The organism is Kitasatospora sp. NA04385 (genome assembly GCF_013364235.1).
Taxonomy (GTDB): domain Bacteria; phylum Actinomycetota; class Actinomycetes; order Streptomycetales; family Streptomycetaceae; genus Kitasatospora.
Map to the genome: position 1 here is coordinate 5,279,354 of NZ_CP054919.1, position 19,927 is coordinate 5,299,280.

At 76.1% G+C, this 19,927-nt stretch carries 17 protein-coding genes; 13 read left to right on the forward strand and 4 right to left on the reverse strand.

All coding sequences use genetic code 11. The features are described 5' to 3' along the window. The first annotated feature begins 57 nt into the window (after positions 1 to 57). From HUT16_RS23615 to HUT16_RS23645, 8 genes are all read left to right on the forward strand, one after another. Positions 58 to 270: a hypothetical protein gene (locus HUT16_RS23615; RefSeq protein ID WP_176190084.1), complete on the forward strand. Its 213-nt coding sequence runs from the start codon at positions 58 to 60 to the stop codon at positions 268 to 270. 74 nt (positions 271 to 344) lie between these two features. Then, positions 345 to 3,140 (forward strand): AAA family ATPase, encoded by a 2,796-nt coding sequence (locus HUT16_RS38490; protein ID WP_254897959.1) that lies wholly within the window; start codon positions 345 to 347, stop codon positions 3,138 to 3,140. Between the two features lie 31 nt (positions 3,141 to 3,171). Continuing rightward, on the forward strand, positions 3,172 to 3,366 hold the full coding sequence (locus HUT16_RS38495; RefSeq protein ID WP_303392094.1) for a LuxR C-terminal-related transcriptional regulator: 195 nt from the start codon (positions 3,172 to 3,174) through the stop codon (positions 3,364 to 3,366). A gap of 229 nt (positions 3,367 to 3,595) precedes the next feature. After that, positions 3,596 to 3,931, forward strand: coding sequence for a DUF6059 family protein (locus tag HUT16_RS23625; RefSeq protein ID WP_176190085.1), 336 nt, complete (start codon positions 3,596 to 3,598; stop codon positions 3,929 to 3,931). Positions 3,932 to 4,062: 131 nt separating this feature from the next. Then, positions 4,063 to 5,772, forward strand: a complete 1,710-nt coding sequence (locus HUT16_RS23630) for a fatty acyl-AMP ligase (RefSeq protein ID WP_176190086.1) — start codon at positions 4,063 to 4,065, stop codon at positions 5,770 to 5,772. Beyond that, complete coding sequence (locus HUT16_RS23635; RefSeq protein ID WP_254897960.1) at positions 5,769 to 7,505, forward strand: acyl-CoA dehydrogenase family protein; 1,737 nt, start codon at positions 5,769 to 5,771, stop codon at positions 7,503 to 7,505. The genes HUT16_RS23630 and HUT16_RS23635 overlap by 4 nt, the downstream gene beginning before the upstream one ends. Beyond that, on the forward strand, positions 7,493 to 8,347 hold the full coding sequence (locus HUT16_RS23640) for a 4'-phosphopantetheinyl transferase superfamily protein (protein ID WP_176190087.1): 855 nt from the start codon (positions 7,493 to 7,495) through the stop codon (positions 8,345 to 8,347). Before HUT16_RS23635 ends, HUT16_RS23640 begins: the two co-directional genes overlap by 13 nt. A 161-nt stretch (positions 8,348 to 8,508) precedes the next feature. After that, on the forward strand, positions 8,509 to 9,114 hold the full coding sequence (locus HUT16_RS23645; protein ID WP_176190088.1) for a DNA-binding response regulator: 606 nt from the start codon (positions 8,509 to 8,511) through the stop codon (positions 9,112 to 9,114). Positions 9,115 to 9,139: 25 nt separating this feature from the next. Here the strand turns inward: HUT16_RS23645 and HUT16_RS23650 are convergent, their stop codons facing one another. The 4 genes from HUT16_RS23650 to HUT16_RS23665 all read right to left on the reverse strand — a co-directional run bounded on the left by HUT16_RS23650 (position 9,140) and on the right by HUT16_RS23665 (position 14,466). After that, a complete protein-coding gene (locus tag HUT16_RS23650) occupies positions 9,140 to 10,306 on the reverse strand; it encodes a sensor histidine kinase (protein ID WP_254897961.1) in 1,167 nt (388 codons plus the stop codon). 122 nt (positions 10,307 to 10,428) lie between these two features. Next, on the reverse strand, positions 10,429 to 11,973 hold the full coding sequence (locus HUT16_RS23655) for a SagB family peptide dehydrogenase (protein ID WP_176190090.1): 1,545 nt from the start codon (positions 11,971 to 11,973) through the stop codon (positions 10,429 to 10,431). A 46-nt stretch (positions 11,974 to 12,019) separates the two neighbouring features. Continuing rightward, a complete protein-coding gene (locus HUT16_RS23660) occupies positions 12,020 to 14,299 on the reverse strand; it encodes a TOMM precursor leader peptide-binding protein (RefSeq protein WP_176190091.1) in 2,280 nt (759 codons plus the stop codon). Continuing rightward, positions 14,296 to 14,466 (reverse strand): hypothetical protein, encoded by a 171-nt coding sequence (locus HUT16_RS23665; RefSeq protein ID WP_176190092.1) that lies wholly within the window; start codon positions 14,464 to 14,466, stop codon positions 14,296 to 14,298. The genes HUT16_RS23660 and HUT16_RS23665 overlap by 4 nt, the downstream gene beginning before the upstream one ends. Positions 14,467 to 14,740: 274 nt before the next feature. On the opposite strand from HUT16_RS23665, the gene HUT16_RS23670 reads away from it, so the two are divergent. The 5 genes from HUT16_RS23670 (at position 14,741) to HUT16_RS23690 (ending at position 19,890) form a co-directional block, all read left to right on the forward strand. Next, positions 14,741 to 15,559 carry an AfsR/SARP family transcriptional regulator gene (locus HUT16_RS23670; RefSeq protein WP_176190093.1) on the forward strand — a complete coding sequence of 273 codons (819 nt, stop codon included), beginning with the start codon at positions 14,741 to 14,743 and terminating at the stop codon, positions 15,557 to 15,559. Between the two features lie 135 nt (positions 15,560 to 15,694). Beyond that, a complete protein-coding gene (locus tag HUT16_RS23675; protein WP_176192839.1) occupies positions 15,695 to 16,465 on the forward strand; it encodes a cyclase family protein in 771 nt (256 codons plus the stop codon). Then, positions 16,462 to 17,208 carry a thioesterase II family protein gene (locus HUT16_RS23680; protein ID WP_254897962.1) on the forward strand — a complete coding sequence of 249 codons (747 nt, stop codon included), beginning with the start codon at positions 16,462 to 16,464 and terminating at the stop codon, positions 17,206 to 17,208. Before HUT16_RS23675 ends, HUT16_RS23680 begins: the two co-directional genes overlap by 4 nt. Before the next feature lie 160 nt (positions 17,209 to 17,368). Then, positions 17,369 to 18,640: a beta-ketoacyl synthase gene (locus tag HUT16_RS23685; RefSeq protein WP_176190095.1), complete on the forward strand. Its 1,272-nt coding sequence runs from the start codon at positions 17,369 to 17,371 to the stop codon at positions 18,638 to 18,640. After that, positions 18,637 to 19,890 carry a ketosynthase chain-length factor gene (locus tag HUT16_RS23690; protein ID WP_176190096.1) on the forward strand — a complete coding sequence of 418 codons (1,254 nt, stop codon included), beginning with the start codon at positions 18,637 to 18,639 and terminating at the stop codon, positions 19,888 to 19,890. The genes HUT16_RS23685 and HUT16_RS23690 overlap by 4 nt, the downstream gene beginning before the upstream one ends. Positions 19,891 to 19,927 lie beyond the last annotated feature (37 nt).

Here is a 19,927-nt window from a genome sequence, read left to right on the forward strand (position 1 = left end):
TGGCGCACCCCCCTGGGAGCGGAGGCTGGACACCAGCAGACGACGAGGGGAAACACCGTGTACGAGTACGAGCTGTTCAAGGTACGGGAACGCGAACTGCACAGCCGGGCCGCCGCCGAGCGCCTGGCCCGCGAGGCGGTCCGCGCGTCGCGCAGCGGGCTGGTCGAGCGGGTGGTGCGGGCGGTGCGCCGGGAGGCCGCGCCGGTGGCGCAGGCCAAGTCCGGTGCGGAGCAGGGCCGTTCGGGCGCCGTGGCGGGCTGCGCCGGGTGACCGGCGGGGCCGGCCCGTCCGCGGATCGGGATAACCGTTCGGCGTGGTCCGAGGGCTGTGGCATGCTCGCGGACATGGAGCAGACAGTCAGCCCGGTGTTCGTCGGACGCGGCCGGGAGACCGACCTGCTCGGCGCGGCCCTGGGCCGGGCGGGGGCGGGGGAGCCGCAGGCCGTGCTGGTCGGCGGCGAGGCGGGGGTCGGCAAGACCCGGCTGGTCGAGGAGTTCCTGGCGCGGGCCGAGGCGGACGGGGCGGTGACCGCGCTCGGCGCCTGCCTGGAGGTCGGCGCCGAGGGCCTGCCGTACGGGCCGCTCTCGGCCGCGCTGCGCCGCCTGCACCGGCGGCTCGGCCCCGAACTGGACGCCGCCGCCGCCGGGTTGGAGGGCCACCTCGCCCGGTTGCTGCCGGACTTCGGGGAGGCCGACGGGGAGGGCAACGACGAGTACGGCCGGGCCCGGCTGTTCGAGCACACCGCCCGGCTCTTCGAGCGGCTGACCGAGGGCCGGACGCTGGTCCTCGCCGTCGAGGACCTGCACTGGTCCGACCGCTCCACCCGGGAGCTGCTCGCCTACCTGGTCCGCACCCTGCACCGCTCCCGGGTGCTGATCGTCGCCACCTACCGCACCGACGACCTGCACCGCCGCCACCCGCTGCGCCCGTTCCTGGCCGAGCTGGAGCGGCTGCGCACCGTCCAGCGGCTCGAACTGGAACGCCTGGACCGGCCCGAGGTGGCCGCCCAGCTGGCCGGCATCCTCGGCCCCGAGACCCCCGGACGGGACGTGGTGGACCGCATCCACCGCCGCTCCGAGGGCAACCCGTTCTTCGTCGAGGAACTCGCCACCGCCTACCGCAACGGCTGTCTGGCCTGCGTCACCGAGTCGCTGCGCGACATCCTGCTGGTCCGGGTCGAGGCGCTCCCCGAGGAGACCCAGCGGATCGTCCGGATCGCCGCCGAGGGCGGCTCCCGGATCGAACACGCCCTGCTCGCCGCCGTCGTCGCCGAGAGCGGGGCCGGCGGCGAGGACGCGCTGATCTCCGCGCTGCGCACCGCCGTCGGCGCCAACATCCTGCGCCCCGACACCGACGGCGAGGGCTACCGGTTCCGGCACGCCCTCGTCCGCGAGGCGGTCTCCGACGACCTGCTGCCCGGCGAACGGCAGGGCATCAACCGGCGGTTCGCCACCGTCCTGGAGGCCGACCCGGAACTCGTCCGGCCCGAACAGCGCACCGCCCGGCTCGCCGACTACTGGTACCACGCCCACCAGCCCGCCCGGGCGCTGCCCGCCGCCCTCGACGCGGCCCGGGGCGCCCGCCGGCGCAACGCCTTCGCCGAACAGCTCAAGATGCTCGAACGCGCCCTCGAACTCTGGGACGCCGTCTCCGAACAGGCCCTCGCCACCACCCTGCGCCCCTACGACTGGGCCGACACCTACCCGCCCTGCGCCTGCGACGACGACGAGCACGACGGCTGCGACCGGCTCCAACTCGTCGACGTGCTGGCCGAAGCGGTGGTCGCCGCCCGCCGCGCGGGCGACCGCGACCGCGGCCAGAGCCTGGCCCGCCGCGCCCTCGCCCTGGTCGACGAGACCCGCAACCCGCTGCGCGCCGCCTGGTTCCGGCTGCAGCGCGCCAAGATGCTCGACCACCTCAAGCGCACCGGCGGCCTGGAGGAGATCCAGTACGCCCACCGGCTGGTGCAGGACCTCGGCCCGTCCGCCGTCCAGGCCGAGGCGCTCGCCCTGGAGGCCGCGCACAACCTGCTCCGCAACCCCGGCCCCGCGGCCGTCGCCACCGCCGAACGCGCCGTCGCCATCGCCCGCCGGGCCGGTGCGCCCTCCGTCGAGGTGCACGCCCGGGTCACCCTGGCCGGGCTGCTCGGCGACTTCGACGAGGGCGACCGCGCCGTCGCCCTGCTCACCGAGGCGGTCGAACAGTCCCGGCCGCTCGGCAACGACGACGTCCACACCCGCAGCCTCAACAACCTCGCCAGCCTGCTGCTCTCCTACGGCCGCGCCGAGGAGTCCGCCACCGCCGCCCGCACCGGCCTCGACGCCGCCCGCCGCAGCGGACTGCTCCTCAACACCGGCCCCATCCTCACCGGCAACCTCGCCGAGGCGCTGCTCGCCGCGGGCCGCACCGAGGAGGCCGCCGCCGTCCTCGCCGACTGGGACGACAAGCCCGAGGCCGACACCCACGGCGAGTTCATGGACCGCCTGCGCGGCGAACTCGCCCTGCTGCGCGGCGACACCGCCGAGGCCGAGACCCACTGGGCCGCCGCCCACGCCAGCGGCGGCGGCGGCGGCCAGCCCCAGCACGTGCTGCCCACCGCCGCCCTCGGCATCCGGCTCGCCGTCCGCCTCGGCCGCCCCGACCAGGCCCGCGCCCGGCTCGCCGAAGCACTCGACGGCACCGTCCTGGCCGGCCAGGACGGCCACCTGCTCCCGCTGCTCACCCACGCCGCCGAGGCCGAGGCCGACCAGCACCCGCGCACCCCCGAGGGCGAGGCCGCCCTCGCCCGGATCGCCGACCTCGCCGCCCGGCTCACCCCGCGCTGCGCCCTGCACCGCGGCTGGGCCGCCCTGCTGGCCGGCGAACTCGCCCGCGCGGCCGGCCGCCCACCGCCGCCCACCGGCAGGGCGCCGTCACCGAACTGCGCGCCGCCGCCCTCCCGGACCGCTCTCGCTCGCGCTGCTGCGCGCCGCGGAGGACGCCGCCGCGGCCGGCGACCGCGAGGCGGCCGCCGCGCACCTGCGCGAGGCCGCCGAACTCGCCCGCCGCCGCGGCGACCTGACCACCCGGCAGGACGCCGAGCTGCTCGCCGAACGGCTCGGCCTCGGCCACCGGGAGAGCCCCGCGGGCGGCCCCGGTGACGGCCTCGGCCTCACCCCGCGCGAACGGGACGTGCTGCGCCAGCTCGCCCTCGGCCGCAGCAACCGGCAGATCGCCGAGCAGCTGTTCATCTCCCCGAAGACCGCCAGCGTGCACGTCTCCAACATCCTCGCCAAGCTCGCCGTCGGCGGCCGCGGCGAGGCCGCCGCCCTGGCCCACCGGCTGCGGCTGTTCCCCGACGAGGAACCCGCCGCGCAGCCCTCCTGAGCGGGCCCGCGGCGCGCTCCGCCGTCGTGCCCGGGGCCCGGACGGCCCGCCGTCCGGCCCGCGCCAGGCCGGGCCGGGCCGGGTCCGCGTTCGACCCGGGCTCCTGCCGTACTCCTGCCGTCCTCCCGGTGGGGCTCCGGCCGCGCTCCGGCCGTCCTCAGGCCGTACTCCAGGACGAAGCCGCATCCTGCCCACCGGCAAGCGTCGGACACGGAGGAGGTGGTGAGACATGGCCGGGCCGACCGATTCGGTACGGCTGCTCGCGATGGTGGCGCGGCGGGTGGTCCGGGCGTTGGCGATGCTCGGGGGGATGCACGCGCACGGCGGGGTGCAGGCGTACCTGGAGATGCAGCAGGAGGAGGACCGCCGACTGCTCGGCGAGCGCCCCGGCACGTTCCGGCCGTCGCTGCACGCGCCGCTGCACCCGCCGATCACGCTGCTCTCGCCGCCGCCGGGGCACCCCGAGCGGCTGATCCCCGAAGTCCCGCTCACCCCGCTGGAGCTGACGCTCCGTTCGGAGCTCGCGCACCTGGACCGGCTGATGCCCGGGGAGAACCGCCGATGAGCGCGGTGGCCCCGGCGGACCGGCCGAGCCGGAGGAGAGCGGGCTTCAAGAGGCGGTTGAGCGGCCCGCCGGAGACTGGACGGAGCCCGGTCCGAGGTCCGGCCCGGGTTCTCAGCCGCCGGAGGTGCGGGATGTGGGAGCCAGAGAGCCTGACCGAAGCCCTGGTCGACCGGTTCGCCCGGTCAGCTGCCGACCCGGCGGTCGTCGCGCTCCGCGACACCGACCCCGGCGCCGGTGCGGACACCCTGACCTATGCCGAACTCGACCGCCGGGCCCGGGTGCTGGCCCGCTGGCTGACCGGGCGGCAGGCCGCCGGCCGGCCCGTCATGGTCGCCCTGGAGACCGGGGCCGACCTGGCCGTCGCCGTGGTCGGCTGCCTGTACGCGGGCGCCGTCGCGGTGCCGGTGCCGCCGCCCTCGGCGTCGCCCGCCGCCGCCGAGCGGACCTCCGCGATCGCCCGCGAGAGCGGCGCTCCGGTGGTGCTGACCGAGGCCAGGCACGCGGCCGACATGTCCCGCGGCCTGTCCGAGGCCGGCCGGGGCCAGGTGCTGTGCCTGGCCGTGGACCGCCCGCTGCCCGAGGCCGCCGAGGACGCGGACGGCTGGCGGCCGGCCCGGCCGCGGCCCACCGACGTCGCGCTGGTCCAGTACACCTCGGGCACCACCGCGGCCCCGCGCGGCGTCCAGGTCACCCACGCCAACCTGCTGGCCACCATGGCGGAGATCCAGCGCGCCCTGGGCACCCACCGCGGCACCCGGATCGGCGGCTGGCTGCCCTGCTACCACGACCTCGGCCTGATCGGGCAGCTGCTGCACCCGCTGTGGCTGGGCGCCACCGCGGTGCTGATGCCGCCGCGGCTGTTCCTGGCCCGCCCGGCCCGCTGGCTGCGGGCCATCGACAGCTACGGGGTGACGGTCGCCGCCGCCCCCGACTCGGCGTACGCCCGGTGCGCCGCCGAGGTCACCGACGCGGACCTGGCCGGACTCGACCTGTCCCGCTGGGAGCACGCCGTGAACGCCGCCGAGCCGGTGTCCGCGGCCACCGTCGAGGCGTTCACCGCCCGGTTCGCCCCGGCCGGGCTGCGGCCCGGCGCGATGGTCGCCGGGTACGGCCTCGCCGAGGCCACCTTGCTGGTCAGCACCACCGGCACCGACCCCGTCCGGCTCGCGGCGGGCCTGCCCGACGGCGCCCCGCCCGCCCGCCGGGTGGTCAGCTGCGGCCGCCCGCGCGGCGGCGAGGTGCGGATCGTCGACCCGGCCAGCCGCACCGAACTGCCCGACGGCGCCGAGGGCGAGGTGTGGGTGCGCGGCCCGTCCGTCGCCGCCGGGTACTGGCAGCGGCCGCTGGAGACCGCCGAGGTGTTCGGCGCGGTCACCGCGGCCGGCGCCCGCGGCTTCCTGCGCACCGGCGACCTCGGCGTGCTGCACGGCGGCGAGCTGTACCTGACCGGGCGGCTCAAGGACACCGTGGTGGTGGCCGGGCGCAGCGTCCACCCGCAGGAGATGGAGCGCCGGCTGATCGACTGCGGCGAACGCCTGGCCTCCGCCGTGGTGTTCGGCGCGGACGAGCCCGACCGGCTGGTGGTCGTCCAGGAGGTCCGCCGGCCCGGCCGGGACCGGGCCGCGCTGGCCGCGCTGGCCGCGAAGGTCCGCGGCTGCCTGGCCGAGGAGTTCGACGCCCGCCCGGCCGGGGTGCTGCTGGTCAGCCCCGGCTCGGTGCGCCGCACCACCAGCGGGAAGGTCCGCCGGTCGATGATGCGCCAGCTCTTCCTGCGCGGCGAACTGCGCCCGCTGTACGCCGAGTTGGACGACGGTCTGCTCGTTCCGGAGGTGGTCACGTGAACGCCGTGGAAGCACGGGTCCGGGAGCGGGTCGCCGCCTGGGAGGAGCGCCTCGGCGACCCCGGCGACCCGGACAACCCGGCCGGGTTCCGGGCCCTGATGCGGGCCGACGAGCGCGCCGAACCCGCCGAGGGCGCCGTCCGGGTGCTGCACGACGGCGGGTTCGGCGCCGAACTGGTGCCGGTCGAGCTCGGCGGCCGCCTCGACCGCGCCGACACCCTGGCCCGGGTGCTGCGCCCGGTCTTCCGCCGGGACGTCTCGCTGGGCTTCGGCCACGGCATCACCTCGCTGTTCGCCGCCGCCGCGGTCTGGGCGGCCGGCGACGAGCGGCAGCGCCGCCGGCTCGCCGCCCTGCTGCTGGACGGCCGGACGGTGGCCATCGCCCACCACGAGCTCGCGCACGGCAACGCCATGTGGCAGGGCCAGTTCACCGCCGCCCCCGACGGCGCGGGCTACCGGCTCAACGGCCGCAAGGACGTGGTGATCAACGCCGACCGGGCCGGTGCGGTGGTGGTCTACGCCGCCGTCGCGCCCGAGGCCGGCGGCAGCCACTCGGTGCTGCTGGTCGACCCCGCCGAGGCCGACCGCGGCCTCGCGGTGCTGCCCCGCCGGGCCAGCACCGGCCTGCGCGGCTGCCACTTCGCCGGGCTGGAGTTCACCGACCTCGCGGTGTCCGGCGACGCCCGGGTCGGCGCCCCGGGCGAGGGCGTCCGGCTGGCGCTGCGCACCTTCCAGCTCAACCGCACCCTGATCCCCGCGCTGGTGCTGGCCGCCGCCGACACCGTGCTGCGGGCCGCCGCGGCGGCCACCACCGGACCGGACGGCAGCGGCACCGCCGGACCGCGCCACCGCGCCCTGCTCGCCGGGGTCCTCGCCGACCTGCTGATGGCCGACGCGACGGCCACCGCCGTGCTGCGCGCCCTGCACCTGCTGCCCGACAGCGCCCACCTGGGCGCCGCCGCCGTCAAGTACCTGGTGCCCGACCTGCTCCAGGAGGACGTCGAGGAGCTGTCCACCGTGCTCGGCGCCGCCGGGTACGACCGCGAGGGCGGCCCCGGCAGTCTGCAGAAGCTCTTCCGGGACCTGCCCGCCGCCAGCCTCGGCCACGTCGGCACCGCCGCCTGCCAGGCCGTGCTGATCCCGCAACTGCCGCTGCTGGCACGGGAGTCCTGGGGCCGGGCGGCCGAACCGCCGGCCGCGCTGTACGCCTTCACCGAGCCGCTGCCGCCGCTCGACCTGGGCGCCCTCGCGGTGGCCGGCGGCACCGACTTCCTCACCGCCACGCTGACCGCCGCGGCCGGCCGGCTGCGGCGGCGGCCGCCCGCGGGCGAGCTCGGCGCCCGGCTGGCCGACCTGGCCGGGGCGTTCGCCGCCGAACTCGACGCGCTGCGCACCCGCTGCCTGGAGCTGGCCGCGGACGGCGCCACCACGCTCGCCAGCCCCGTCTGGTGCGCCCAGGTCGAGCGGTACGCGCTGCTGGCCGCGGCCGGCGCCGTGCTCGGCACCTGGGAGGCCGCCCGCGACGGCGGCGGCTTCCTCGCCGACCCGGCCTGGCCGGTGCTCGCGCTGACCCGGCTGGCGAGCCGGCTCGGCCTGCCCGGCACCGGCCCGCCGTCGCCCGCGTGCGTGCGGCGGCTGTACGAGGAGGTGCTCTCCCGGCTGGCCGGCGCCCGCTCCTACGACCTGCACGACACCCCGCTCGCGGAAGGGGGCGCGCCCCGATGGACACCCTGACCACCGGCGCCCCGCCCGCCCCGCGGGTGGAGGCGCCGATGCTGATGGCCGGACCGGACGCCCCCTGGCTCCGGGTGCGCCGGGCGATGGCCTGGAGCGGCCACGCCGTGGTGCACGCCTACACCGACCAGTGGCAGGACGCCGTCCTCGCCGAACCCGACCTGCGGGTGCTGCTCGGCGCCCGCGACTGGCAGCGCCTCACCACCCTGGAGCGGACCCGCACCCGGGAGCGCTTCGCCGCCTCCCGGCTGCTCGTCCGGTACGCCGCCGGGGCCGCCCTGCACGTCCCCCCGGACGCCGTCGAGCTCGGCTACAAGCCCGGCGGCCGCCCGTACCTGCGCGGCTGCGACCAGATCGGCGTCAGCATCAGCCACACCCGCGACCTGATCGTGGTCGGCCTCAACCGGCGCGGCCGGATCGGCGTGGACACCGAGATCGCCGACCGCACGGTCCGCTACCGGGACATGCGCCGCCTGCTGTGCACGCCCGCCGAGCGGCGCTGGCTCGGCGCCCTGGACGAGCCCGAACAGGAGCGCGAGCTGCTGCGGCTGTGGACCCGCAAGGAGGCGTACACCAAGGCGCTCGGGCAGGGCATGCGGCTGGGCTTCACCGAGTTCGGGTTCGACCCGGGCGGCGCGGCCCTGCTCACCCCCCAGGGCCGCAGCGCCGCGCACGGCGAGTGGACCTTCGGCACGCACGAGCTGGAGCGCGGCTACCTGGTCAGCATCGCCTGCCACGACGCCGGGCACGAGGCCGTCCCGGACACCGCGGTGTCGACCATGCTCGATGAGGGCTTCCTGGGAGAGGTGGTGAGGTCGCTGGGATCCGGAGGCCGCCCCTGACCGCCGCCCGGCCCCCACCAGCACCGGGCCGCCGCCGCTCTCGAACGGGTGACGGACCGGGGACATCCAGGATGCCCGAGTCGGTCTGAATCGCCTCCCGTGCCGATATCGTTCAGCTGATCACTCATCCGGAACGGCGCGAATCACTCACGGGGGCGTCATTGATCCGCATTCTCATCGCGGAGGACATGCAAGTGCTCCGCAGAGCCCTGGTCGCTCTGCTGCAGCTGGAACCGGACATCGAGGTGGTGGCGGAACTCGGATCGGGCGACGAGGTGCTGGCCCGGGCCAAGGAGACCTCGCCGGACGTCGCGGTCCTGGACATCGACCTGCCCGGGGCGGACGGCATCACCGCCGCCGGGCAGCTGGCCGAGGCGCTGCCGACCTGCCGGACGCTGATCCTCACCAGCCTCGGCCGGCCCGGCAACCTGCGCCGGGCGATGGCCGCGCACGTGGCCGGGTTCCTGCTCAAGGACATCGAACCCGGCCAACTCGCCGCCGCGATCCGCACGGTGGCCTCCGGCGGCCGGGCCATCGACCCGGCGCTCGCGCTCGCCGCACTGGACAGCGACCCGTCCCCGCTCACCACCCGGGAGCGGGAGGTGCTGCGGCTGGCCGCCGACGGCCTGGAGGCCGGGCAGATCGCGGCCAAGCTGTTCCTGTCGGCCGGCACCGTGCGCAACTACCTGACCACCGTGGTCGGCAAGCTGAACGCCCGCAACCGGGTGGACGCGATCCGGATCGCCCGGGACGCCGACTGGATATGACGGCCCGTGCGGCGTCCGCGGCCGCTCAGGCCACCGCGGGCGCCGCCGGCACGGCCGCCGCGCCCTGCCGCCCGCCGCTGCCGGACAGCGCCAGCGTCGCCGCGTCCAGGTCGATCGCCGCCTCCACCACGAACCACTCCTGGCCCTGCGGCCCGGCGGTCAGCGAACCGCCCAGCTCGCGCACCCGGGTGGCCAGGTTGCCGATCCCGGAACCGCCCGAGGCGTCCCGCGGGGCGGCCGCCGACTCCGGACCGCCGCGGCCCACGCCGTCGTTGGCCAGCCGGAAGCGGATCGTGCGGCCGTCGCGGACCGTCGAGATCTCGCAGTGCTCGACCTTGCTGTGCCGGAGCATGTTGGTCAGTCCCTCGCGCAGCACCGTCGCCAGCACCGTCTCCACCTGCTGCGGCACCAGCCCGAAGTCCAGCCGCACCACCGAGCGCACCCCCAGGGTGGCCAGCATCGCCTTGGCGCTCTCCGCCTCGGCGCTCAGCGACATCTCCCGGTAGCCGCGGGCCACCGCCCGCACGTCGGAAAGGGCCTGACGGGCCGTCTGCAGGATCTCCGTCAACTCCTGCTGCGCCACGTCCGGCTGACCTGGCACCAGGCGGTACGCCAGCTCGCACTTCAGGGTGATCGCGGAGAGGCTGTAGCCGAGCAGGTCGTGCAGGTCCCGGGCGAAGCGCAGCCGCTCCTGCGCCACCGCCAGGGTGGCCAGCTCGGCGCGCGAGCGGTGCACCTCGATCACCAGGTCGGTCAGTCGCGAAAGGCCGTACACCACAAGGCCGTTGGTGGTGGTGGCGACGCTGATGTAGAAGGTCTGGCCGAGCCCGTCGCCGATCCAGAGCATCAGCAGGTTGCTGGCCACCACCACCGCGACGAAGCCGGGCCAGGCGACGGCCGGGCGCAGCAGCAGGAGCAGCGAGGCGGCCAGGAAGCTCGGCATGCCGATCCACAGCTCGCCCAGGAAGAACATCGGCCCGTAGGTGATCACCGCCTGGAGGGCTAAGGTGAGCGGCCACCTGCTGGCCAGCGCGGGCGCCAACCTCGGGAAGGAGTGCACCAGTTGGAGGCCCAGCAGGGCGAAGAGCAGGGCCACCGAACCGGTCAGCAGCAGGGCGCTCGGATCCAGTGCCAGAATGTAGGCGGTGGCGACTCCGGTATAGCCGAGGAACACCAGGGCGGTGATGGTCACCGCTGCTTTCGGGGCCAGCTGCCGGCCCCCCGGATCGAGTGCCGGCCACGCCGTCGTCTCGTTCACTGCTCCCCCATGGGACTCGTACGGTTCCCGCTGCCCTCGGATCGTACGGGACGGGGCTACGCCGTGGGCGGGTCCGCCTCCCGCGGTTTCGTTCCGACCACGAACTCGCCGACGCTGGACTCCACCGGCCAGTCCAGCCCGAAGGCGCGGGCCGCGGTGTCCGAGTTGCCGGAGGCGAGCGCGCACGGCGCGAGGTCCATCGCGGTGGCCACCAGGTACAGGTTCTGCAGCAGCACGCCGACGTCCTTCAGCAGGCTGGTGTAGGCGATCCCGCTGAAGGCGTGGGTGGCCCGCCGGAACCGCGCGGTGATCACCAGCAGCAGCGGCGGCTGCTGCTCGGAGCCCATCAACGTCCGTGCGGTGGAACGGAGTTCGTCCAGATCGCCGGGCGGGGCGTCGAGCGGCTCCAGCAGGTGGCCGAGCGGGTCGTAGTGGTAGGCGCCCGGGGCCAGCTCGGTGCCGGGCCCGGCGACCAGGTACAGCTCCAGGCCGTACACCGAGCCCATGCTCGGGTACGGGCGGTCGCTCCAGGCCGCGTCCGCGCCGTCGCCGCCCGGGCCGGTGCCGGCGCCGGTGCCGGCGCCGCGGGTCCGGCCCGCGCCGGCGCTCTCGCGCACCCGGCAGGCCCGGAACAGCAGTTCGCCGATCCGGTCCTCGGTCAGCGGCTCCGGGCCGTGGTCGCGGACCGAGCGGCGGCGCTCCAGCACCGAGGTGAACGGCTCGTCCCCGCCGCGCAGTTCCTCCAGGTCGGGCCGGTACAGGGCGAGCGCCGGCCGGTTGCCGAGCGGCTTGACCACCGGCTCGGCGGGCATCCGGCCCTGGTGCGCGTACGTCGCGCCGAACGGGCCGTCGCTGCGGCCCAGCCGGCTGCGCGAGTGCACCAGCAGGTCGTCGGGGGACCAGCCGACCAGCCGCGGGTCGTCGTCCTCGGTGAACCGGGACGGCCGGTCCGGGCCGGGCTCCCCGGCGTCCTCGGCGACCACCGCGATCCGGGCGGCCACCAGGTAGCCGATCGCGGTGCGGGCCAGCTCCGGGTCCAGCCGGGGGCCGCCGGCCTGGGCGGTGCCGTCCAGCATGCCGAGCAGCAGCATCGCCTCCGAGCGGTGCAGCTGCACCCGGTGGTGGGCGAGCGGCGACTCCAGCCGCAGCCCGCCCTCCGCCCAGCGCATCACGGTGAACCGGGACAGCCGGCACGGCCGGTCCGCGGGCGCCGGGCGCGGTGTGAACCAGGCGCCCCGGGCCAGCGGCACCACGCTGAGCACCGGCGTGCCGCCGAGCGCCAGCGAGCGCACCAGGCTGCCGCGGATCCGGTCCAGGTCGCGCAGCAGCCTGGTCACCTCCGCGCCGTGCCCGCCGGGCCGGTCGACCTCCCACAGCCCGGGGAAGCCGGGCAGCACGTTGCTCAGCGAGACCGGCCCCAGCGTCATCCGCTCCAGGGCCTGCCGCAGCGCCGGGTCCGGGTCCTCGAACACCACGGTGCCCCAACGGTCGTGGACGGTCAGCGAGGCCTGCCCGTCGTCACTCTCCACCAACGTGTCCTCGCGCAGCGACCAGAGTTCGCTGAGCTGTGGAGCTACCAGGTTGTCGATACGCATAGCCATCCAGGCGCGGTCCGCGCCAGGTCCGGACGAGCACGGGTGAGTGCGGTCAGACGAACAGGGGAATCGGGTTGAGCAGGTCGTACGGGGTCGGAGCGGCGAGCCGGCCGAGCCGCACCGGCACGTCGAACAGCCGGCCGGGCGCGAACCGGTTCCAGTGCGGGCGCAGGCCCGGCACCACGACCTTGGCGACCGGCAGGCCGGCCTCGGGACGGGTCTGGTCCAGCACCAGCATCTCCAGGCCGGCCCGGCGCACCAGCCGCTCGGCGGCCGCCACGTCGTCCAGCAGGTCGTCGTGCGGGGCGAACGCCGGAGCGGCGATCCGGCCCGCCGGCCGGCTCGGATCGGCCAGCAGGTAAGGGAGTTCGGCAACCTTCGCGGTGTGCATCCACGCCATCGCCTGCGGGTCGGTGAAACCGTATCCGGTGCCGTCGGCCCGCGCGTCCACCACGTTCGGGAGCAGCTGGTTCACCTCGGCGAGCGCGCGGCGCAGGGCGATCTCCGGGTCCAGGTGGGCGCCGAAGCCGGGCATGACGTCCTCGGCGGGCTTGTCGGTGCGCCGGGAGAACGCCGCGACCACCGGGATGCCGAGGTCGCTGGTCAGCTCGACCGCCCACACCTCGCGGTGCAGCGAGGCGTGCAGCTCGCGCACCCGGGTGATCCACGGGTCGCGGTAGGAGTCCAGGTCGACGCCGGGCTGCACGGTGCGGTTGTACCACCACAGGGCGATGGCGTCGCGCTCCACCAGCTCCAGGAAGCCCTGCAGCACGGCGTCCTCCAGGGTGCCGCCGGCCGCCGCGCCGTTGGAGCTGGCCAGGCAGTAGCGGCGGCCGCGCCGCTGCGGGGCGTTGTAGTAGAGGAGCGCGGCGGGCATCAGCTTCTGGCGGCGCTCGGTCAGCGACCACACTGGCAGCCAGTCGATCTCGTCGTCCTCGTCGAACGGGTCGGCGATCTGCTGGAAGGCGCCCTGTCCGGCGTTCCAGCGCTCCCGGCCCTCGTACTGCCGGGGGTCGAACAGCTGGACCGCGTCCGGGTGGACCGCGTCCGCCGCGAGGTCCCGGTAGCGGCCGGTGACCAGCGGCTCGTCGCCCTGGAGGTGCCCGGAGTAGCGCTCCAGCGACTCCGCCAGCGCGCCGACCTCGGCCTGCGCCGGGGTGGCGCCCTTGCCGGAGGCGTGCGCGCGCAGCCCGGCCCGGACCGAGGCCAGGCCGCCGGCGCCGCCCACCGGGTTGATCCCGGCGTGGAAGCAGTTCAGTTCGGCCGGGCCGCGCTCGTCCCGGCGGATCTCCTTGACCAGGCCGGTCAGCGGGTCCACGTGGTGGCCGTAGCGGTCCATCACCTGCCGGGGCGTCAGCGCCCGGTGCCCGCCGCCGTCGACGTGCGCCTTGGGGCGCGGGCGCAGCACCACCGGGGCGGTGATCCGGGCCGCGACCAGGCCCGGGTCGCCGCAGCACGGGCACTCCGGGCGGCGGGTCACCGGGTGGCGGCGGCCCTCCAGGGTCAGGCTGTCCAGCGACCACAGCGCCCGCTGGCCCTCGTAGCGGTGCCCGGCCAGCCACTTGGTGGCCTCCAGGGCCGCCAGTTGCAGCGCGGCGGTCCGGGCGGCGGGCAGCGAGCAGCCGGGGCGCGGCACCGGGCCGTCGTGCCCGAGCGAGCGCTGCACGTGCGCCTCGACCTGCCGGCCGCGCCACAGCCGGTCGGCCAGGCAGGACCAGCACGGGCCGTCGGCGGCGCCGAAGAACGGGCCGATCCAGGTCTGCACGCCGTTGGCCCGCACCGGCAGCCAGGGGCGGCCGGCCGCCCGGTGCGCGGCGTCGACGCCGGCCAGCCGCGGGTCCAGGTAGTCCTCGCAGAGCACCACCGACAGGTCGGCGCCGTCCGGGCCGTCCGCGGTGCGCAGCCCGGCGGCGTCCAGGGCGCCGCGCAGTTCGGCCGGGTCGGTGCCGGCCGGGTCGAGCGCGGCGACGGTGGCCGCGCCCAGCAGCCGGCCGGCCCGGTGGCCGTCCCGGCCGGCCGCGGACCAGTAGACCTCCTGGTCGGTGGGCCGGCCGGCCGGGCGCTCGTGCACCAGCCCGGCCCGCAGCAGTTTGCCGACCAGGCCGGCGGTCTGCTCCGCGGTGAGCTCCCCCGCGGTGTCCCGCTGGAGGCCGTCCAGGCTCCTCGTCCCGTCCAGCAGCGGTGCCAGCCGGGCGATCTGTGCCCCGTGCAGGGCGGTGACCTGCTGGTCCGATATCAGGTAGACCGCCTCGCCGGGGACCTGCTCCACGCTCAGGTGGGGCCGGAAGGAGAGGAACGGACCGTCGCCGGCCGGGCCGAGGAGCCCGCTCACGCCCGGCGCCCGGTGGTGGTCTCGGCGGGGGCGGCCAGGTAGGCGTCGGCGGCCCGGCAGAAGCACAGGGTGCCGGTGACGGGCCCGGCCGCAGCCGCGGCGCTCTGGCCGAGATCCTCGATGAACAGGTCGTCGGCGTGGCCCAGGACGGAGGCGTTGGCACCCATGGCGGTCTCCTTGCGGTCGGGTCGTGATCGGGGCTGGCTCGATGCGACAGAGTGTTCCGCCGTCCGCCCCGGGGCGGCCAGTGCCGGGCTCACGACTCGGATGTGAAGGATTCACGGTCGGGGCCTGCCGAAACGCACACTCCCCTCGGGAGCCTGGCACTGGTTGCCCGCACCGCCGCCGCGGGAGCCTGGTACGGCAGCGGAACCGGTCAGGTACCGCACCCCCCGGACGAGCCCCAGGCCGCCCGCGGGTCACCACACGGAGGGAACACCCATGGACATCAGAGTGCTCGGTCCCCTCGAAGCCGAGACCCGGTTCGGCTCGATCGTGCCCAGCGCCGGCAAGCCCCGGCAGATCCTGGCGCTGCTCGCCCTGTACGCCAACCAGGTCGTCCCGGTCCCCACCCTGCTGGAGGAGCTGTGGGGCATGGACGCGCCGCGCAGCGCGCTCACCACGCTGCAGACGTACATCCTCCACCTGCGCCGGCTGATCGCCCAGGGCCTCGGCCCGGACGCCCCGTGCGGCGCCAAGGACGTCCTGGTCACCCGGCACGGCGGCTACCTGCTGGAGGTCCAGCCCGGCGCGGTCGACGTGCACGAGTACGACCGGCTCGCCGAGTTCGGCCGGGATGCCTCCGACGCGGGCGACGACGAGGCCGCCGCCGTCATCTACCGGGAGGCGCTGGCGCTGTGGCGCGGCCCGGCCCTGGTCGACGTCAAGGCCGGGCCGCTGCTCGACATCGAGCTGGCCCGCCTGGAGGAGAGCCGGCTGCGGGTGCTGGAGCGCCGGATCGAGGCCGACCTGCGGCTGGAGCGGCACGCCGACCTGGTCGCCGAGCTCACCGGCCTCACCGTCCGCCACCCGCTGCACGAGGGGCTGCACGCCCAGGCGATGGTGGCGCTGTACCGCTCCGGCCGGCAGTGGCAGGCGCTGGAGGTCTACCAGGGGCTGCGGGGGCGCCTGGTGGAGGAACTGGGCCTGGAGCCGTCGCCCCGGGTGCGCAAGCTCCAGCAGGCGATGCTGGCGGCCGACCCGGCGCTGGACCGCACGCCGCGTCAGCGCACCTCCGTGCTGGACCTGTTCGCCGCCTGAGCCGCGTCCGACCGGTGGCCCCGGTTCCGCTCCGCCGAGCCTCGAACGGGGTTCGAGACCGGGCCAGCACAGTGCTCCCACGCGATCCGCCGCCACCCCGGCGACGGAGCACCCGACCCGAGCGTGGGGGAGAAGTTGCGGATCATCGACCTGTCGTCACCGGTGGACGCGGCCGGCTGGGAGCCGGACCCGATCGTCCACGAGATCATGACGCCCGCCGAGGGCGCCCGCCACATGGCCGAGGAGATGCGCCTGCACTTCGGTCTCGAATTCGACCCGGCCGACCTGCCGGGGGGTGAGCTGCTCTCGCTGGACACGCTCACCCTGACCAGCCACACCGGCACCCACGTCGACGCGCCCTCGCACTACGGCTCGGTCGGCGACTACGGGGTGCCGCGCCACATCGACGCCATGCCGCTCGACTGGTTCCTGCGGCCCGCCCAGGTGCTCGACGTCAGCGACGTCGGCACCGGCGTGATCGGCGTCGAGCGGATCGAGAAGGCGCTCGCCGACTGCGGCCGCCGCCCCGACCCGCTGGACATCGTGCTGCTGCACACCGGCGCCTCGCGGCACGCCGGGACCCCGCGGTACTTCACCGACTTCGCGGGGCTCGACGGCCCGGCCACCGACCTCCTGCTCGACCTCGGCGTCCGGGTGATCGGTACCGACGCGTGGAGCCTGGACGCCCCGTTCGGGCACATGATCCGCGCCTACCAGGAGACCGGCGACAAGTCCGTGCTGTGGCCCGCCCACTTCGCCGGGCGGCGCCGCGAGTACTGCCAGGTCGAACGGCTCGCCGCACTGGACACCCTGCCTGCGCACGGCTTCCGGGTCTCCTGCTTCCCCGTCAAGATCGCCGGTGCCGGAGCGGGTTGGACCCGCGCCGTCGCCCTGGTGGACGAGTGAGCACCGGCGGCCCGCCCCGGCTGATCTGCTTCCACCACGCCGGGGCCGGCGTCTCCGCGTTCGCCCGCTGGCAGAGCGCGATGGGCTCCGCCGCCGAGGTGGTGCCGGTCCTGCTGCCCGGCCGGGGGCCGCGGATCAGGGAGCAGCGGATCACCGACCCCGACCGGCTGATCGCCGAACTCGACTCCCTGATCGGGCCGTTGCTGGAACGCCCGTTCGCGTTCTACGGGCACAGCCTGGGCGGCCTGGTCGCCCACACCTACGCCGCCGCGCTCCAGCGCTCCGGCCGGCCGCTGCCCCGGCTGGTCGCCGTGGGGGCCGTGCTGCCCCCGCACCTGCGCTCGCCGGTGCTCGCCGCCGCCGCCCTCCCGGACGACGGACTGCTGCACCGGCTGGTCGACCACGGGGTGCTGCCGCCCGGCGCGGTCGACCCGCAGGAGACCGGCCTGTGGCGGCGCCGGGTGCTGCCCGCGCTCCGCGACGACCTGCGGCTGGGCGAGGCCCTGTGCGCGGCCGGCGGCGCGGCGCTGCACAGCCCGGTGCTGGCCGTCGCGGGCCGGGGCGACGCCATCGCCACCCCCGAGGGCGTCGCCCAGTGGAGCCGCTACGCGCTGGACGGGTTCGAGCTGCGGACCGTCCCCGGCGGGCACTTCTTCGTCCGGGAACGCACCCTGCCGGCCCTGCTCGCCGGGGTGCTCGGCGAGGCCGCGGCGGCGCCCCGGCTGGTGTCGAGCGCGGCTTGAGGCGGACGGCGCAGGCTACCGGCCGGAACACGGTGCGGTCGCGGTCCGCGGAGCACGAGAGGTACCCGAGGCCACCCGGAGGGCCGGGAAAGCCGTGAAGAGGCCGCGAGCGGCCACGAGAGGAAGGAACGGGCGTGAACACGATCAAGGGGAGGCGGCCATGAGCCGGCGAGTGGTCATCACCGGGATCGGCGTGGTCGCCCCCGGCGGGGTCGGCACCAAGGCGTTCTGGTCGCTGCTCACCGACGGCAGGACCGCGACCAGGGCGATCTCGCTCTTCGACGCCTCCTCGTTCCGCTCGCGGATCGCCGCCGAGGCCGACTTCGACCCGGTCGCGGCCGGCCTCGGCCCGCAGGAGATCCGCCGGATGGACCGGGCGGCCCAGTTCGCCGTGGTCAGCGCCCGCGAGGCGGTCGCCGACAGCGGACTCGACCTGGCCGCCGCCGACCCGCACCGGATCGGCATCACCATCGGCAGCGCGGTCGGCGCCACCATGGGCCTGGACACCGAGTACAACGTGGTCAGCGACGGCGGCCGCGGCTGGCTGGTGGACCACCGCTACGCCGTCCCGCACCTGTTCGACCACTTCGTCCCCAGCTCCTTCGCCACCGAGGTGGCCTGGGCGGTCGGCGCCCAGGGCCCGGCCGGCGTGGTCTCCACCGGCTGCACCTCCGGCCTGGACGCCGTCGGCCACGCGGTCGAGCTGATCCGCGAGGGCAGCGCCGACGTCATGGTCGCCGGCGCCACCGAGGCCCCGATCTCGCCGATCTCGGTCGCCTGCTTCGACGCCATCAAGGCCACCTCGCCGCGCAACGACGACCCGGAGCACGCCTCCCGGCCGTTCGACCGCACCCGCAACGGGTTCGTGCTCGGCGAGGGCTCGGCGATCTTCGTCCTGGAGGAGCTGGGGGCGGCCCGCCGCCGCGGCGCGCACGTCTACGCCGAGATCGGCGGCTTCGCCACCCGCTCCAACGCCTACCACATGACCGGCCTGCGCCCCGACGGCAAGGAGATGGCCGAGTCGATCCGGGTCGCCCTGGACGAGGCCCGGCTGCCCGGCACCGCGGTCGACTACATCAACGCGCACGGCTCCGGCACCAAGCAGAACGACCGGCACGAGACCGCCGCGTTCAAGCGCAGCCTCGGCGACCACGCGTACGCCACCCCCGTCAGCTCCATCAAGTCGATGATCGGCCACTCGCTGGGCGCCATCGGCTCGCTGGAGATCGCCGCCTCCGCCCTGGCCATCGAGCACGGCGTCGTCCCGCCGACCGCCAACCTGCACGAGCCCGACCCGGAGTGCGACCTCGACTACACCCCGATCACCGCCCGCGAGCGGAAGATCGACACCGTGCTGAGCGTCGGCAGCGGCTTCGGCGGCTTCCAGAGCGCCATCGTGCTCACCCGACCCGAGCGGAGGACCGCCGCATGACCGCCGAACTGCTGGAGCACACCGCCCCGGCCGCCCGCACCGTCGCCGCCGTGTTCACCGGCATCGGCGTGGCCGCCCCCAACGGCCTGGGCACCGAGGACTGGTGGCGGGCCACCCTGGAGGGCCGCAGCGGCATCCGCCCGGTGCAGCGCTTCGACGCCAGCGGCTACCCGGCCACCCTGGCCGGCGAGGTCCCCGGCTTCGACCCGGCCGCCCGCATCCCCAGCCGGCTGCTGCCGCAGACCGACCACATGACCAGGCTCGCCCTGGTCGCCGCCGAGGAGGCCATCGGCCACGCCGGCCTCGACCCCGAGCAGATCGACGAGTACGCGGCGGGCGTGGTCACCGCCGCCTCCGCCGGCGGCTTCGAGTTCGGCCAGCGCGAACTGCAGGCGCTGTGGAGCCAGGGCGGCAAGTACGTCTCCGCGTACCAGTCCTTCGCCTGGTTCTACGCCGTCAACACCGGCCAGATCTCCATCCGGCACGGCCTGCGCGGCCCCAGCGGCGTCATCGTCAGCGAGCAGGCCGGCGGCATCGACGCCGTCGCGCAGGCCCGCCGGCAGCTCCGCAAGGGCAGCCGGATGATCGTCACCGGCGGCGTCGACGGCGCCATCTGCCCCTGGGGCTGGGCCGCCCAGCTGGCCGGCGGCCGGCTCTCCACCGAGGCCGACCCGACCCGCGCCTACCTGCCCTTCGACACCGCCGCCGGCGGCCACGTGGCCGGTGAGGGCGGCGCGATCCTGATCCTGGAGAGCGCCGAGTCCGCGGCCGCCCGCGGCGTGCCGACGTACGGCCGGCTCGCCGGGTACGCCGCCACCTTCGACCCGGCACCGGGCCGCGGCCTGCCGCCCGGACTGCGCCGGGCGATCGAACTCGCCCTCGCCGAGGCCGAGCTGACCCCCGACCAGGTCGACGTGGTGTTCGCCGACGCGGCGGGCGTCCCCGCGCTCGACCGCCAGGAGGCCGACGCGCTGCGCGAGGTCTTCGGGCCGCGCGGCGTGCCGGTCACCGCCCCCAAGACGATGACCGGACGGCTCTACGCGGGCGGCGGCTCGCTCGACCTGGCGGCGGCCCTGCTGACCCTGCGCGACCAGGTGATCCCGCCCACCGTCAACGTCGAGCACCCGGCCGAGGGCCTGGACCTCGACCTGGTGCTGGGCAGCGCCCGCCCGGCCCCCGTCCGCACCGCACTGGTCCTCGCCCGGGGCGCCGGCGGCTTCAACTCCGCCGCCGTGGTCACCGCGGCCTGACCCCGTCCGAGCCACCCCCACCACCACACCCTCAAGC

What these genes read in the sequence shown, in the direction of transcription:
- HUT16_RS38490 (WP_254897959.1), top strand. Translation starts at nt 345, where the DNA reads ATGGAGCAGACAGTCAGCCCGGTGTTCGTCGGACGCGGCCGGGAGACC.
- HUT16_RS23625 (WP_176190085.1), top strand. Translation starts at nt 3,596, where the DNA reads ATGGCCGGGCCGACCGATTCGGTACGGCTGCTCGCGATGGTGGCGCGG.
- HUT16_RS23630 (WP_176190086.1), top strand. Translation starts at nt 4,063, where the DNA reads ATGTGGGAGCCAGAGAGCCTGACCGAAGCCCTGGTCGACCGGTTCGCC.
- HUT16_RS23640 (WP_176190087.1), top strand. Translation starts at nt 7,493, where the DNA reads ATGGACACCCTGACCACCGGCGCCCCGCCCGCCCCGCGGGTGGAGGCG.
- HUT16_RS23655 (WP_176190090.1), bottom strand. Translation starts at nt 11,973, where the DNA reads ATGGCTATGCGTATCGACAACCTGGTAGCTCCACAGCTCAGCGAACTC.
- HUT16_RS23665 (WP_176190092.1), bottom strand. Translation starts at nt 14,466, where the DNA reads ATGGGTGCCAACGCCTCCGTCCTGGGCCACGCCGACGACCTGTTCATC.
- HUT16_RS23670 (WP_176190093.1), top strand. Translation starts at nt 14,741, where the DNA reads ATGGACATCAGAGTGCTCGGTCCCCTCGAAGCCGAGACCCGGTTCGGC.
- HUT16_RS23685 (WP_176190095.1), top strand. Translation starts at nt 17,369, where the DNA reads ATGAGCCGGCGAGTGGTCATCACCGGGATCGGCGTGGTCGCCCCCGGC.
- HUT16_RS23690 (WP_176190096.1), top strand. Translation starts at nt 18,637, where the DNA reads ATGACCGCCGAACTGCTGGAGCACACCGCCCCGGCCGCCCGCACCGTC.